Origin of the sequence: Kaistia defluvii, from assembly GCF_026343955.1 — a bacterium.
GTDB classification, from domain to species: Bacteria; Pseudomonadota; Alphaproteobacteria; order Rhizobiales; family Kaistiaceae; genus Kaistia; species Kaistia defluvii.
In genome coordinates this window covers 1-13,434 of record NZ_JAPKNI010000003.1, presented here as the reverse complement: position 1 = coordinate 13,434, position 13,434 = coordinate 1, and the positions used below count along the sequence as shown (strand labels likewise).

The following is a 13,434-nucleotide window of genomic DNA, read 5'->3' as shown; positions in this document are numbered from 1 at the left end:
GCGTAGGGCTGCTGAACCCTGGCGCCGCGCCCTCGTGGGGGCTTGCATTCCATCGCCTGGAATGTCGCCACTTTGTGCAGTGCGTTTTGGTGACTGGCGCAAAAGTCGGCTTGCCGATCGGGAAAAGTCATTATAACGTCCTTACGTCATAATGAAGAAAGGCGGCCGAGACACCATCGGACCGTCGGCATTGAACGGAGGGGTTCCGTGACGATCAGACCTTTGATGGGCTTGTTCCTGGGTTCCGCCCTGGCCGCATTCTCCAGCGTAGCCTGGGCCGAGGACGTGACCGTATCGTTCCTGACGCATTGGCCGCCGGAGACGGTCGCCAAGCTGGAAGCCGCCGCCGCCACCTACGCCAAGGATCATCCCGGCGTGAAGGTGGAGGTTCGCGCCGTGCCGTTCGGAGACCTGCTGACGACGCTCCGCTCGCAGGCCGGCCAGTCGGGCGGGCCGACGATCACCGGCATCTATGATCTCTGGCTGCCGGAACTGGCGCGCGACAAGCTCGTCAACGCCGCGCCGGAAGCCAATGCAACCGACGTCACGACCAACTGGCCGAAGGGCGTGGCGACCGCCGCCAGCGTCGGCGGCACGGTCTATGGCTATCCCAACGAGATCGACGTCTACGCGCTCAACTACAACAAGAAGTTGTTCGAGGAAGCCGGCATTCAAGAAGCGCCGAAGACCTGGGACGAGTTCTATGCCGCCGCCGAAAAGCTGACCAACAAGGACAAGGGCCAGCAGGGTTTCGGCATGATCAATTCGTGGGCGGCGGGCGTCGTCCATCCCTTCGCCTCCCTCCTTGCCTCGAATGGCGGCGCGCTGGTGGTCGACGGCAAGCCGCAGCTCGACAGCGACAATGCCAAGGCGACCTTCGAGCTCTATGAGAAGCTGATCCAGTCCGGCGCCTCGGTCGCTACCATGGGCACCGCCGACGCCAACACCACCGGCCCGTTCCTCGACAATTTCGTGTCCGGCAAGACCGGCATGATCATCATGGCGAACTGGTGGGAATCGGCGCTGAAGGCCGGCATGGGCGACCGCTTCGCCGACATCGCCACCGCGCCGATCCCGGTCGGTCCCAAGGGCGACGGGCCGCACTCGATATCCTATTCCTGGATGACCGTCGTCTCGGACGGCGCCTCGGATGCGGAAAAGAAGGCGGCCTGGGACTTCCTTGCCTGGTTCAACGGCCCGACCTCGGGCGAGAACGGCGCTTCCGCCATGGGCGACCTGCTGCAGTCCATGGGCATTCTGCCGTCGCGCACCTCCGATGTCGCGGCCTTCTCCGAGCGGTTGAAGACGCCGTTCCTGGCCGGCTATGTCTCGGCCCTGTCCGAGGCACGTCCGTTCCCGACCGTGCTGGGCGGCCAGGAATTTACGGAATCGCTGCAGGGCCATATCGAGGCGGTGCAGTTCGGCAAGGAAACGGCCGCGGAAGCCGCTGCCGGAGCGCAGGCCGACGCCGCGGCCATCCTCGAAAAGGCAGCGCAGTAAGTTCGCGACGACCCTCTTCCGTCATCCCGGGCTCGACCCGGGATCCATTCAGCCGATCGCCTCGGGAAGCTGAATGGATCCCCGCCTTCGCGGGGATGACGATCGAGGAGAGTCTCCGTCCGACTCCCTCGCCCGCGCAAAACGGGAGAGGGCGCCGGTCGAGTCACGCCTCCAGACGGCCATGAACAGAGAACACGCATACCGATGAGCGGCTTCCGAAAATCGATGGTGGCGATGCTGGCGCCGAGCCTGGGGCTGATCGCGATCTTCATCCTGGTGCCGATCGCGCTCACCGTCTGGCTCGCCTTCACCAAATGGTCGGCGCAGACGCCGTTTTCGACCGCCACCTTCATCGGCCTCGACAATTTTCGCGAGATTTTCGGCACGGGTTCCGTGGGGCGCGACTTCAAGGGCGCGCTCGCCAACACGGCGCTCTATTCGTTGATGTCGATCGCGCTGATCCTGCCGCTTTCGGTGCTGTTCGGCATGCTGATCCACCAGGCGGATCTCAGGGGCGCCAATATCCTGCGCACCATCCTGTTCGCCACCTACATGGTGCCGATGATCGCCGTGGCGCTGGTGTTCTCGAAGCTCTATTCGCCGTCGGAAGGCCCCATCAACCAGATCCTCGGCTGGGTCGGCATCGGTCCGTTACCCTGGCTTTCCTCGCCCGACACGGCGCTCGTTTCCGTCGTGCTGCTCAATGTCTGGCAACAGGTCGGCTACTTCACCATCCTGATCATCGCCGGTCTGACCCAGATCCCGCAATCGATCTACGAGGCGGCGAAGATGGACGGCGCGCGCGGCCCGGCGCTGTTCGGCTTCATCACGCTGCCGCTCTTGAAGCGCACGCTGCTGTTCTCCGCCGTCATCGCGCTGATCAACGCCGTGCAGGTGTTCGAGCCGGTGGCGCTGGTCACCCAGGGCGGCCCGGTCGGCTCGACCAACGTCATGACCTATCATATCCGCCGCGTCGGCATCGAACGGGCCCAGGGCGGGCTCGGCTCGGCCATGTCGGTGACGCTGTTGCTGGCGCTGGTCGTCACGGTGACCGCCGTCTTCGCCCTGGCCCGCAGGGAGGATCGGCGATGAGCCTTCCCGTCACCACGCCGGCGCCCGGCGCCGCATCGCCCGCCTGGCGCGGCATCCTCTATCTGCTGATGATCGCGATCGCCGTCGTCTCGGCCTTCCCGCTGGTCTGGATGGTGCTCTCCAGCCTGAAGACCCCGGCCGAGGCGATGCAGACCCCGCCGGTCTGGATTCCCGGCACGCCCAGCCTCGACGCCTATCAAAAGGTGTCGGAGCTGATCAGCGTCGGCCGCTCCTTCGCCAATTCGGCCCTGATCGCCGGCATCACCACCGCGGGCATCCTCGTCACCTCGCTGATGGCGGGCTACGCCTTCGCCAAATATCGCTTCCGCTACCGCGAGGTGCTGTTCGCGATTACCATCGCCACGATGTTCCTGCCGCCGATCGTGACGCTGATCCCGCTCTACCGGCTGGTCGGCTCGATCGGCCTCAATGCGAGCCTCGCCGGCGTCATCGTGCCGAACCTCGCCAACGCCTTCGGCATCTTCCTGATGCGCCAGTTCATCGCCGGCGTGCCGGACGAACTGGTCGAGGCGGCCCGGCTCGACGGCGCGTCGGAATTCCGCATCGTCTTCACCATCGTGGCGCCGGCCGTCGCCCCGGCGCTGGCCGCGCTGGCGCTGTTCGCCTTCGTCTATCACTGGAACAGCTATCTCTGGCCGCTGACCGTGCTGCAGGGCAATTCGAGCCAGTATCCGATCGTCATCAGCCTCTCGCGCCTGCTCTCCTACAATCGATCGGCGGTGAATACGGGCCTCGTCATGGCAGGCGCGACGCTCGCCGTGCTGCCGCCGCTGATCCTGTTCGTCTTTCTGCAGCGCTTCTTCGTCCGGACCATCACCGCCTCGGGAATGACGGGACAATGAGCGCGCTCTCCCACGTCCTGGCGCTTGACCTTGGCGGCACAAGCCTGCGCGCTGGCTTTGCGCCCCTCGATGCGCCGGCCGAGTTTGACGCCGCCGAGCGCTGGGCGGCGCCGGAAAGCGCCGCGGCGCTGCGCGACAAGGTGCTCGGGCTGGTCGCCGCGCGACCCCAATCCGCGGCGCTCGCCGGCATCGGCATCACCATTCCCGGCCTCGTCGAAGGCACCGTGTCGCGCTGGGTGCCGAACCTGCCCTTCCTCGACGGCATCGATCTCGCCGAACTCCTGGGCGGTGCGGGCGTGCCCGTCGCCGCCGGCAATGACGCGCAGATGGCGCTGCTGGCCGAGGCCCGCCTTGGCGCCGCCGCAGGCCTCGACGACGCCATCCTGCTTGCGATCGGCACGGGCATTGGCTCGTCCGTGCTCGCCGGAGGGCGCATCGTGCGCGGCGCGCACGGGGCCGCCTGCTCGTTCGGCTGGGCGTCGGCCGACGTCGCCGATCCGGGCGAGGATCGTTCCGGCTGGCTCGAGCGGCAGGCGGCGGGCAGAGCGCTCGACCGGCTTGGCCGCGATGCCGGCCTTGCCGATGGCGCGGCCCTGATCGAGGCGGCGCGGGCCGGCGACCGGGTCGCGAGCCTCGCGATCCACCAGGTCGGTGCTGCGCTGGGCACGACGCTTGCCGGTGCCGTGGCCTTGCTCGACCCGCAGGCGGTGCTGCTCGCCGGCGGCGTCTCGGAGGCGATCGACGTGCTCGGGCCGCCGCTGCGCGCGGCGCTGACGCGAAACCTGCCGCCGCATCTGCGGCCAATCGAAATCCGGCCGGGCCATTTCGGCGCGCGCGCCGGGCTTGTGGGTGCTGCCGTGGCCGCCGGCCTCGGTCCGGAATGGTGGAGAGTGCGATGACCGAATCTGCGATGACATCGCTGGACCGCCGCCGCCCGGAGCCGCTCTGGCACCAGGCCGAGCGCGCGATCCGCGCCCGGATTGAAGCTGGCGAGTGGCCGGCCGGTTCGCAGATCCCGGCCGAGGACCGGCTCTGCGACCTGCTCGGCGTCAGCCGCATCACGGTGCGCCACGCGCTGCGCAATCTCGAGGCGCTCGGCCTGCTCAGGCGCGAGCATGGCCGCGGCACGTTCGTGCGCAGCGCCACCGTGGTGGCCGGCGCGCGCGGCCTCACCAGCTTCTCCGACGAAATGGCGGCTCTTGGGCTCACCGTCGGCTCGCGCATGCTGGAACAGCAGATCGTGCCGGCGAACGCCCGGGTCGCGGCGGCTCTGGAGATCGAGGAGGGCGAGCCGGTCGCGCTGGTGCGCCGGCTGCGGCTCGGCAATGGGTCGCCGATCGGCGTGCAGACGGCCCATCTGCGGCTCGACCGCGTGCCCGGCCTGCTCGATGACGATCTCTCGGGCGGCTCTCTGTATGGCCAGATCGAGCGGCGCTACAGCATCAAGCCGTCGGAAGCGACGGAGATCTACCGCGTCGGCGCCGTCGGGCCGGAGGATGCCGAACTGCTGGAGATCGCCATCGGCAGCCCGGCCTTCATCGTCGAGCGCCTCGCGATCGATCCGCGCGGGCCCTTCGAATTCACCCTCTCGATCATGCGGGGCGACCGCTACGAGATCCGTTCCACCTTGCGGATCTGACGGCCGGCGGCCGCAGCTCCCTTTCCCCCACACCATCCTCCAAGGAGACGACCCATGTCCGATTTCTACCTGCACAGGCTGATCAAGCTGATCGAGACCGCCGGCAGCGCCAATGACGCGGCCCTGACCGAGGCCGCCAAGCGTTTCTCGGAATCGCTCGCCAAGGGCGGCCTGATCCACCTGTTTGGCTCGGGCCATTCGGTCCTGCCGACGCAGGAGGCCTTCCCGCGCTACGGCTCATTCGTCGGCTTCAACCCGCTGACCGACCCGCGCGTCATGTGGCACAACGTGCTCGGCGCCGGCGGCGTGCGCGAACTGCTCTGGCTGGAGCGGACCGAGAACTACATCGACAAGTTCCTCGATCACCAGCCGCTCAACGCGGGCGATTCGATCATCATCTACTCGCATTCCGGCACCAACTCGGCCGGCATCGAGACGGCGCTCTACGCCAAGGCGCGCGGCCTGTTCGTCGTCGCCGTCACCTCGAAGGCGAACGACAAGCCGGCCAAGCATTCGTCCGGCAAGCGCCTGAAGGACGTCGCCGACATCGTCATCGACACCAACTCGCCGGTCGAGGACGCGATCGTTCCAATCGAGGGCTGGAGCCGTCCGGTCTCGGGTTCCTCGACCGTGCTGGCGATGATCCTGACGCATGAGCTGATCGCCCGCACCGCCGACGCTCTGTCGAAGAAGGGCGTCGAACTGCCCGTCTTCGCTTCGCCGACGATCGAGGGCGTGACGCTGCACGACACAGACGTGATCTACGGCATCTATCGCGAGAAGATGCTGGAAGCGCAGCAGAAGCACCTGTCGACCTTCCAGGAGAAGATGAAGGGCTGATTTCGGCCACTGCATCCGGCCTGTTTCCTGACGCCGCGAGCCCCCGGGTTCGCGGCGTTCTCGTTGGTGAGGCCGGGGCTTTCTTCCCTTCGCTCCTGCCCTCCCGCCGGGGCGATCCCAGTCCTTTGGACAATCCGAAATCCACGATGTGGATCAGTTGCTTGCCGGATCTGGCCGGCGATCTTACACGATCGAATGAGTCGGGTTTCTTGACAGAGGCCGCGAGTTCGGGAAATCTCGGCATCGGCCGGGTCGTTCCGCCCGGCCGCCGAACGACGGAGACTGCCGGCCGCCCGCCTTTCGCGGCGCCTATTCTGGGAGAAACCCGATGACGCTTGCCAACGACGTTCCTTCCGACCTTCCCCGTTTTTTCTCGTTCTTCCGGGCTTCTGAGCCGAAGGCCCGTCCCGTCGAGCATCCCATCGCGGCCGGCCCATCGGACAAGGGCGATGACGACGACGCGACTTCCGATTTCGTCTGGGCGCTTGCCTATTGGCCCTGGTTGTAGCACGCGAAGCGATGCCGGAAACGGTCCGGTCCGTCCGAGGGTAGAGCATGAACGCCACGATCCGAACCCGCGCCATCGGCGCCACCGCTACAGCCAGCCGCGATGGCCTGCCGGAAGTCACCAGCGAAACCGGCGGCCAGCTTTCGGTCGTGACGCGGCCCTCGGCCGAGGGCTTCAATCCGCTCGACCTGATCAGCGCCTCGCTTTCCGCCTGTATCGTGCTTAGCGTGCAGAGCGCGGCGCGGCACGAGGGCTGGCTCGACCAGATCGATCAGGTCAGCGCCAGGGTGATCCCGGAAAAGGCGCATGACGAGCCGTCGCGGGTCGCGCGTTTTGTCACCACAGTGACGATCGAAGGCCCGCTTGACGCGGCAAAGAAGGCGCATCTCGTCGAGGCGGCCGACTCGATCTGCACCGTCTCCAACACCCTGCGCGTCGGTGCCACCGTAGAACCCGCCTGAGGCCCCTGTCCGGCCGGCACCGAATTTGCAAAGCTTGGCGACTTCGTGCTGGGAGGCAAGCGCATGACCACGACCACGCTGAACGCGACGTCCCTGCCGCCGCTGGATCACGAGCACTATCTCCGTCTTGCCTTCGCCGTGGCGCGGCGATCGCTGGAAAATGGCTCGCATCCCTTTGGCGCGATCCTGGTCGGGCCGGATGGCAGCGTGCTGATGGAGCAGGAAAACGCCTTTCAGCCCGATCACGACATGACCGGGCATGCCGAGCGCGTGCTGATGACGCGGGCGTCGAAGGCCTATGAACCGGGCTTTCTGCGTGGCTGTTCGATGTACACCTCGGCAGAGCCCTGCGCGATGTGCGCCGGCGCGGCCTACTGGGCCGGCATCGGCCGTGTCGTCTATGGCCTGGGCGAGCACGAGATGAAGGCGATCACCGGCGACCATCCCGAGAATCCGACCCTCGATCTGCCCTGCCGCGTCGTGTTCGATGCCGGCCAGCGGCCGATCCAGGTGATCGGGCCGCTGCTGGTCGGGGAAGCGGCCGCCTTGCACGAAGGCGTGTGGGACAAGCACTGAACACGCGCCTCGAGGCCGGTTGTCGACTGTTTTTTTCACCATCTGATCAAATCGCGCAATCGCCGCCGTTGCGCAGCTTTCCGGGGAATGGTTCCATGCCGGCAAGCGGGCAGGGCCGGTCGAAGGCTCCCCGATTGTGATGGAGAATGCCGCATGACCATGCGTTTCCTTTCCGCGACGGCGCTGGCCGGCGCGATTGCGCTCGCCGGCCTGTTCGGGGCGCCGGCGGCCATGGCCGCCACGCCCAAGGACCTGCTGATCGTCGCCCAGGCGATCGACGACATCGTCAGCCTCGACCCGGCCGAAGGTTTCGAGCTGACCTCGGTGCAGTCGTTCTCGAGCCTGTATCAGCGGCTGATCCAGTCCAACCCGAACGAGCCGACAAAGCTGGATCCGGTGCTCGCCGAAAGCTGGGTCGTGGCGCCGGAAGGCAATGCGATCACCTTCAAGATCCGCGACGGCGCGACCTTCTCATCCGGCAATCCGGTGCGGGCCGATGACGTGATCTACTCGCTGTCGCGCGCCGTGAAGCTCGGCAAGTCGCCGGTGTTCATCCTGAACGAGCTCGGCTGGTCGGCCGACAATGTCGACACCTTCCTGACCAAGGTCGACGACAGCCACGTCAAGGTCTCCTGGCCGGCCAAGGTCGGCCCGTCCTTCGCGCTCTCGATCCTTTCCGCGCCGGTCGCCTCGATCGTCGACCAGAAGGAAGTCGAGGCGCATGCCAAGGACGGCGATTTCGGCAATGCCTGGCTGCACACGGCTTCGGCTGGCTCCGGCCCGTTCAAGATCCGCGCCTACCAGCCGCATGAGGCGCTCGTGCTCGATGCCAACGCCTCCTCGCCGACTGGCGCGCCGAAGCTCAAGGGCGTCATCTTCAAGAACGTCGCCGACCCGGCCGCCCGCCGCCTGCTGATCGAGCAGGGCGACGCCGACATTGCCCGCGACCTTGGCGCGGACCAGATCGCGGCGCTGTCCGGCAAGCCCGGCATCAACGTGCTGTCGGCACCCTCGGCCGAGATCGACTATCTGGCCTTCAACGTCGCCAGCAAGGACAATCCGAACACCAAGAACCCCGCGCTCTGGGAAGCGGCCCGCTATCTCGTTGATTACGAGGGCATCGCCAAGAACCTGCTCAAGGGCCAGTCGGCCGTGCACCAGGGCTTCATCCCCAAGGGCTTTGCCGGTTCGCTCGACGATACGCCCTTCAAGCTCGACGTCGAGAAGGCGAAGGGCATCCTGAAGGCGGCCGGTCTCGATGGCGGCCTGACCATCAAGCTCGACGTGATCAACCAGCCGCCCTACACCGACATCGCCCAGGCGATCCAGGCGACCTTCGCCCAGGCTGGCATCAAGCTGGAGATCCAGCCCTCCGTCGCCAGCCAGTTCTATTCCAAGATCCGCTCGCAGGGCCACGAGGCGGCGCTGCTGTTCTGGATCCCGGATTATTTCGATCCGCACTCCAACGCGTCGGCCTTCGCGCTCAACCGCGATGACGGCACCAAGACGGTCGCGTGGCGCAATGGCTGGGTGATTCCGGAGCTTTCCGACAAGACCCAGGCCGCTGTCGAAGAACAGGATGCGGAGAAGCGCGCGGCGGACTATAAGGCTATTCAGCTTGAGGTTCAGCAGAAGTCGCCCTTCGTCGTCCTCCTGCAGCCGAACAACCAGATCGTGCTGCGCGACAACGTCAAGGGCTTCATCCAGGGCCTCAATGCGGACCAGGTCTATTTCGCAGGGGTCGAGAAGTAATTGACAGATACTGGCGGCCGCGTCGCGGCCCCTGAACTGCTTCCCCGTCGGCCTCGCGGCCGGCGGGGACTTTCATATGTGTCGGCTGTCGCCAATTGGCTGGTGACGCTGGCGATAACCCTGCTTGGCCTGATGGTCGTCACCTTCGCGCTGGCCGAGCTTTCGCCGGCCGATCCGGCGCTGCATCTGGCCGGCGACAAGGCGACCGAGGCGACCTATCAGGCAGCGCGCCAGACGCTCGGCCTCGATGATCCGCTGCCGCAGCGCTTCGCCGCCTATGTCGGCCATGTGCTGACCGGCAATCTCGGCACCTCCTGGTCGACCAACCAGCCCGTCTTCACCGATATCCTTCGCGTTTTCCCGGCAACCCTGGAACTCGCCACCGTCGCCATCCTTTTCGGCGCACTGATCGGCGTGGCGCTCGGCGTCATCGCGGCCCTGAGACCACGCGGGCTGATTGACGGCATCGTCCGGATCGTCTCCCTGATCGGCTATTCGGTGCCGATCTTCTGGCTCGGCCTCCTGTTCCTGCTGCTGTTCTATGCCCGCCTGCACTGGACTGCCGGACCCGGCCGCCTGAGCGACATCTATGCCTATACGGTGACGCCGGTGACCGGCTTCTACCTGATCGACACGGCGCTCTGGGGCGAGGAGGGTTCGTTCCTCGATACGCTGTCGCATCTCGTGCTGCCGGCATCGGTCCTCGCCATCCATTCGCTCGCCTCGATCTCGCGGCTGACGCGGGCGAGCCTGCTCGGCGAACTCGGCAAGGAATATGCCGTCGCGGCGCGCGCCAAGGGTGTCGGCGAGGTTCGCCTGATGCTGACCCATCTGCTGCCCAATGTCGCCGGAACCGTGCTGACGGTGATCGCGCTCGCCTATGCGACGCTGCTGGAAGGCGCGGTCTTGACCGAAACCGTGTTCGGCTGGCCGGGCCTCGGCCGCTACATGACGACGGCGATCTTCGCCTCGGACATGCCGGCCGTGCTCGGCGGCACGCTGGTCATCGGCGTCTGCTTCGTGATCGTCAACGCGATCACCGACATTCTCGCCCGCATCGTCGATCCGAGGCTGTCATGACCAATCTGCCGCTGACCGTCGCCGTCGCTCCCAATCGTCTGTCGCTGGCCAGCTTCGCCCGCCGCTCGCCAACGGCCGCGATCGGCGCCGCACTGGTGGTGCTGATCCTGCTTGTGGCGTTGTTCGCGCCGTTTCTCGCGCCCTACGACCCGATCGCGCAGGACGTCGCCAACCGGCTGATGCCGCCCTCGGCGGCGCACTGGTTCGGCACGGACGGCTTCGGCCGCGACCTGCTGTCCCGCCTGATCTACGGCACCCGACCGACCCTGATGCTGCTGGCCATCGTCATCCTGCTGACGACTCCGATCGGCATCGCCATCGGCATCGTCGCCGGCTTCTATGGCGGCATCGTCGAGCGCATCCTGATGCGCATCACCGACATCGCCATGGCCTTCCCGAAGCTGGTGCTGGCGCTGGCCTTCGTCGCCGTGCTGGGCGCCGGCCTCGTCAACGGCGCGCTGGCCCTGGCGCTGACCGCTTGGCCCGCCTATGCGCGCCAGACGCGCTCGGAAACGGTGGCGCTGCGCAAGAGCGACTATCTCGCCGCGGCCGAGATGATGGGCATCACTGGCCCGCGCCTGCTGTTCGGCCATGTACTGCCGCTCGTACTGCCTGGCGCCATCGTGCGCATGGCGCTCGATCTTGGCGGCATCATCCTGATCGCCGCCGGCCTGGGCTTTCTCGGCCTCGGCGTCCGTCCGCCGACGCCCGAATGGGGCGCCATGGTCGCCGAAGGCACGCAGGTGATCTTCGACCAGTGGTGGGTGGCGGCAACGCCGGGCGCGGCGATCCTGCTCACCAGCTTCGCCTTCAACCTGCTGAGCGACGGGCTCCGTGACCTGATGGACCCGCGCAATGGCTGATCCGACCCTGCTCAACGTCGAAGAGCTCTCCGTCCGCTTCCCGTCCGATCGCGGGCCGGTCGAAGTCGTGCACGGCATCTCCTTTGCCATGGGCGCGGAAAAGCTCGGCCTCGTCGGCGAATCCGGCTCCGGCAAATCGATGACGGCGCGCGCGCTGATCGGGCTGGTGGCCAAGCCCGGCCGCGTCACTGCCGACCGGCTGATGCTGGATGGCGAGGATCTGACCGCGCTCTCGCCCCGGCAATGGAAGCATTGGCGCGGCTCCAGGATCGGGCTCGTGCTGCAGGATCCGAAATTCGCGCTCGATCCGGTGATGAGTATTGGCCGTCAGGTCGAGGAACCTCTGAAGCTGCACACCGCCGCCAAGAAGGCCGAACGCCGCGAGCGGGCGCTCGCCATGCTGGAGGCCGTCGGCCTGCCGGATCCGCTGCGCGCCTATCATTCCTACCCGCACCAGCTTTCCGGCGGCATGGGCCAGCGCGTGATGCTGGCGGCGACGCTGATCGCCGAACCGCGCCTGCTGATCGCCGATGAACCGACCTCGGCGCTCGACCGCGACCTGCGCGACCAGGTGCTCGATCTGATGCTGAAGCTCGTCGACGAGCGGGAGATGGGGCTGATCCTGATCAGCCATGACCTCGACCAGGTGGCGCGCTTCTGCGACCGGGCGCTCGTCATGTATCGCGGCGACATTGTCGATCGCCTGCCGGCGTCCGAACTGGCAAACTCGGAACATCCGTATACGAAGACGCTGTGGGCGTGCCGGCCTTCGCCCGCAACCTTCGGCACGCTGCTGCCGACGCTCGACCGCGTCAGCCTGGGGGCTGGCGCATGAGCCTCGTCGATATCAGCGATCTCAACGTTACCTTCCGGGACCAGGATGTCGGCCGCCACATCCTGCGCGGCATTACGCTGGCCATCGAGGACGGCGAGACCTTCGGCCTGCTCGGGCCGTCGGGCTGCGGCAAGTCCACCTTGCTGCGCGTCATCGCCGGGCTGAACCGCGACTGGCATGGTTCCATGGCGCTGCTGGGGCAGGGCGTCGCCCCGCGCCGCCGCTTCACCGGCACGCTGCGCCGCGAGGTGCAGATGGTTTTCCAGGATCCCTACGCCTCGCTGCATCCGCGCCACAGGATCGGCCGGGCCCTGCGCGAGCCGCTCGTCGTCAACGGCCTCGACAATCCGGACCAGCGTGTCGCCGAGGCGCTGGCCGAGGTCGGCTTCGGCCCGGATGTCGCGGCGCGCTATCCGCACCAGCTTTCAGGCGGCCAGCGCCAGCGCATCGCGATTGCCCGCGCGCTGCTGCTGCGGCCGAAACTGCTGCTGCTCGACGAGCCGACCTCGGCGCTCGACATGTCGGTGCAGGCCGAGATCCTGAACCTGCTCGTCACGCTCAGGGCGCGCTTCGGCATGACCTTCGTGCTGGTCAGCCACGACCCGGACGTGATCGGCCATATGTGCGACCGCGCGGCCCGCATGGCGGAGGGGCGGATTGCCGCGACCTTCGATCGGCCGGCCCTTGCGGCAGGCGCTGCGGCTGCGCGATGATCGGGATCTCATGGAGGGGGAACGAATGAGCGACGAAGCCCTGTTGCAGGAACTTCTCGACCAGGAAAAGCGGCTGGTCTTCGACCGTTTCGACAATGACACCGCGATCACGCTCGGCACGCGGATCATCGAACGCGCGCGGCAGGACAATCTCTCCATTGTCGTCGAGATTTCGCGAGGCGAGCAGCGCCTGTTCTATTGCGCGCTGGAAGGCACCTCGGCCGACAACGAGTTCTGGGTCGCCGGCAAGACGGCGGTCGTGCGCCGCTACGGCCATTCCTCATTCTACATGGGCCAGAAGGCGCGGGTGAAGGGCGTCGATTTCGCCACAGCGCAACTGGTCGATCCGCTGAAATACTTCCCGCATGGCGGCGCCTTCCCGATCCTGGTCCGCAATGTCGGCATGGTCGGCACCGCGACCGTCTCCGGCCTGCCGCAGGCGGAGGACCACAAGCTGGTGGTCACCGTGATCGAGGAACTGCTGGCCGAACTCGGCACCGGCGAGGCGCGCCCGGAAGTCTGGACGGCTTAGGCTGTCTTTTTCGGCGCAGGGGAACCATTCTCGGCCGCTCTTTGAGCGGTACCCGGCCTGATGGGTCGACAGCCGAGAGGCCCTCACCCCAACCCTCTCCCGCAAGCAAGCGGGCGAGGGGGTTCGCTTGCGCCTGCTGTTACGGCTTGCTCCAACTTCGATGAAGAGCGACCCGCAAAA

Annotated in this window: 15 protein-coding genes; all 15 read left to right on the top strand. The window is 66.8% G+C overall.

The genetic code is table 11. From position 1 onward, the window contains the following. Positions 1-207: 207 nt before the first annotated feature. On the top strand, positions 208-1,500 hold the full coding sequence (locus OSH10_RS07950) for an ABC transporter substrate-binding protein (protein WP_266331167.1): 1,293 nt from the start codon (positions 208-210) through the stop codon (positions 1,498-1,500). Between the two features lie 204 nt (positions 1,501-1,704). After that, positions 1,705-2,592 (top strand): carbohydrate ABC transporter permease, encoded by an 888-nt coding sequence (locus OSH10_RS07945; RefSeq protein ID WP_266331166.1) that lies wholly within the window; start codon positions 1,705-1,707, stop codon positions 2,590-2,592. After that, positions 2,589-3,455, top strand: a complete 867-nt coding sequence (locus OSH10_RS07940; RefSeq protein ID WP_266331165.1) for a carbohydrate ABC transporter permease — start codon at positions 2,589-2,591, stop codon at positions 3,453-3,455. The genes OSH10_RS07945 and OSH10_RS07940 overlap by 4 nt, the downstream gene beginning before the upstream one ends. Then, positions 3,452-4,354: an ROK family protein gene (locus OSH10_RS07935; protein ID WP_266331164.1), complete on the top strand. Its 903-nt coding sequence runs from the start codon at positions 3,452-3,454 to the stop codon at positions 4,352-4,354. The genes OSH10_RS07940 and OSH10_RS07935 overlap by 4 nt, the downstream gene beginning before the upstream one ends. After that, the gene (locus OSH10_RS07930) at positions 4,351-5,094 is read left to right on the top strand and encodes a GntR family transcriptional regulator (protein WP_266331163.1); all 744 of its coding nucleotides are present in this window, start codon (positions 4,351-4,353) and stop codon (positions 5,092-5,094) included. The genes OSH10_RS07935 and OSH10_RS07930 overlap by 4 nt, the downstream gene beginning before the upstream one ends. A gap of 54 nt (positions 5,095-5,148) precedes the next feature. Beyond that, entirely contained in the window at positions 5,149-5,934 is a 786-nt protein-coding gene (locus tag OSH10_RS07925; RefSeq protein ID WP_266331162.1) for an SIS domain-containing protein, read from the top strand. Between the two features lie 328 nt (positions 5,935-6,262). After that, complete coding sequence (locus tag OSH10_RS07920) at positions 6,263-6,442, top strand: hypothetical protein (RefSeq protein WP_266331161.1); 180 nt, start codon at positions 6,263-6,265, stop codon at positions 6,440-6,442. 47 nt (positions 6,443-6,489) lie between these two features. Then, complete coding sequence (locus OSH10_RS07915) at positions 6,490-6,903, top strand: OsmC family protein (RefSeq protein WP_266331160.1); 414 nt, start codon at positions 6,490-6,492, stop codon at positions 6,901-6,903. Between the two features lie 63 nt (positions 6,904-6,966). After that, positions 6,967-7,479, top strand: a complete 513-nt coding sequence (locus tag OSH10_RS07910; protein ID WP_266331158.1) for a nucleoside deaminase — start codon at positions 6,967-6,969, stop codon at positions 7,477-7,479. A gap of 153 nt (positions 7,480-7,632) precedes the next feature. Then, a complete protein-coding gene (locus tag OSH10_RS07905; RefSeq protein ID WP_266331157.1) occupies positions 7,633-9,231 on the top strand; it encodes an ABC transporter substrate-binding protein in 1,599 nt (532 codons plus the stop codon). 78 nt (positions 9,232-9,309) lie between these two features. Next, on the top strand, positions 9,310-10,311 hold the full coding sequence (locus OSH10_RS07900; protein WP_323181569.1) for an ABC transporter permease: 1,002 nt from the start codon (positions 9,310-9,312) through the stop codon (positions 10,309-10,311). Beyond that, positions 10,308-11,174 (top strand): ABC transporter permease, encoded by an 867-nt coding sequence (locus OSH10_RS07895; protein WP_266331156.1) that lies wholly within the window; start codon positions 10,308-10,310, stop codon positions 11,172-11,174. The genes OSH10_RS07900 and OSH10_RS07895 overlap by 4 nt, the downstream gene beginning before the upstream one ends. After that, on the top strand, positions 11,167-12,009 hold the full coding sequence (locus OSH10_RS07890; RefSeq protein WP_266331155.1) for an ABC transporter ATP-binding protein: 843 nt from the start codon (positions 11,167-11,169) through the stop codon (positions 12,007-12,009). The genes OSH10_RS07895 and OSH10_RS07890 overlap by 8 nt, the downstream gene beginning before the upstream one ends. After that, positions 12,006-12,722, top strand: a complete 717-nt coding sequence (locus OSH10_RS07885; RefSeq protein ID WP_266331154.1) for an ABC transporter ATP-binding protein — start codon at positions 12,006-12,008, stop codon at positions 12,720-12,722. Before OSH10_RS07890 ends, OSH10_RS07885 begins: the two co-directional genes overlap by 4 nt. Positions 12,723-12,747: 25 nt before the next feature. Next, a complete protein-coding gene (locus tag OSH10_RS07880) occupies positions 12,748-13,254 on the top strand; it encodes a heme-degrading domain-containing protein (protein WP_266331153.1) in 507 nt (168 codons plus the stop codon). The last annotated feature ends 180 nt before the right edge of the window (positions 13,255-13,434 follow it).

Bases quoted from the DNA above. Each gene is read 5' to 3' on its own strand.
- OSH10_RS07935 (WP_266331164.1), top strand. From the start codon at position 3,452: ATGAGCGCGCTCTCCCACGTCCTGGCGCTTGACCTTGGCGGCACAAGC.
- OSH10_RS07940 (WP_266331165.1), top strand. From the start codon at position 2,589: ATGAGCCTTCCCGTCACCACGCCGGCGCCCGGCGCCGCATCGCCCGCC.
- OSH10_RS07920 (WP_266331161.1), top strand. From the start codon at position 6,263: ATGACGCTTGCCAACGACGTTCCTTCCGACCTTCCCCGTTTTTTCTCG.
- OSH10_RS07890 (WP_266331155.1), top strand. From the start codon at position 11,167: ATGGCTGATCCGACCCTGCTCAACGTCGAAGAGCTCTCCGTCCGCTTC.
- OSH10_RS07945 (WP_266331166.1), top strand. From the start codon at position 1,705: ATGAGCGGCTTCCGAAAATCGATGGTGGCGATGCTGGCGCCGAGCCTG.
- OSH10_RS07885 (WP_266331154.1), top strand. From the start codon at position 12,006: ATGAGCCTCGTCGATATCAGCGATCTCAACGTTACCTTCCGGGACCAG.
- OSH10_RS07895 (WP_266331156.1), top strand. From the start codon at position 10,308: ATGACCAATCTGCCGCTGACCGTCGCCGTCGCTCCCAATCGTCTGTCG.
- OSH10_RS07915 (WP_266331160.1), top strand. From the start codon at position 6,490: ATGAACGCCACGATCCGAACCCGCGCCATCGGCGCCACCGCTACAGCC.
- OSH10_RS07880 (WP_266331153.1), top strand. From the start codon at position 12,748: ATGAGCGACGAAGCCCTGTTGCAGGAACTTCTCGACCAGGAAAAGCGG.
- OSH10_RS07910 (WP_266331158.1), top strand. From the start codon at position 6,967: ATGACCACGACCACGCTGAACGCGACGTCCCTGCCGCCGCTGGATCAC.
- OSH10_RS07930 (WP_266331163.1), top strand. From the start codon at position 4,351: ATGACCGAATCTGCGATGACATCGCTGGACCGCCGCCGCCCGGAGCCG.
- OSH10_RS07905 (WP_266331157.1), top strand. From the start codon at position 7,633: ATGACCATGCGTTTCCTTTCCGCGACGGCGCTGGCCGGCGCGATTGCG.
- OSH10_RS07925 (WP_266331162.1), top strand. From the start codon at position 5,149: ATGTCCGATTTCTACCTGCACAGGCTGATCAAGCTGATCGAGACCGCC.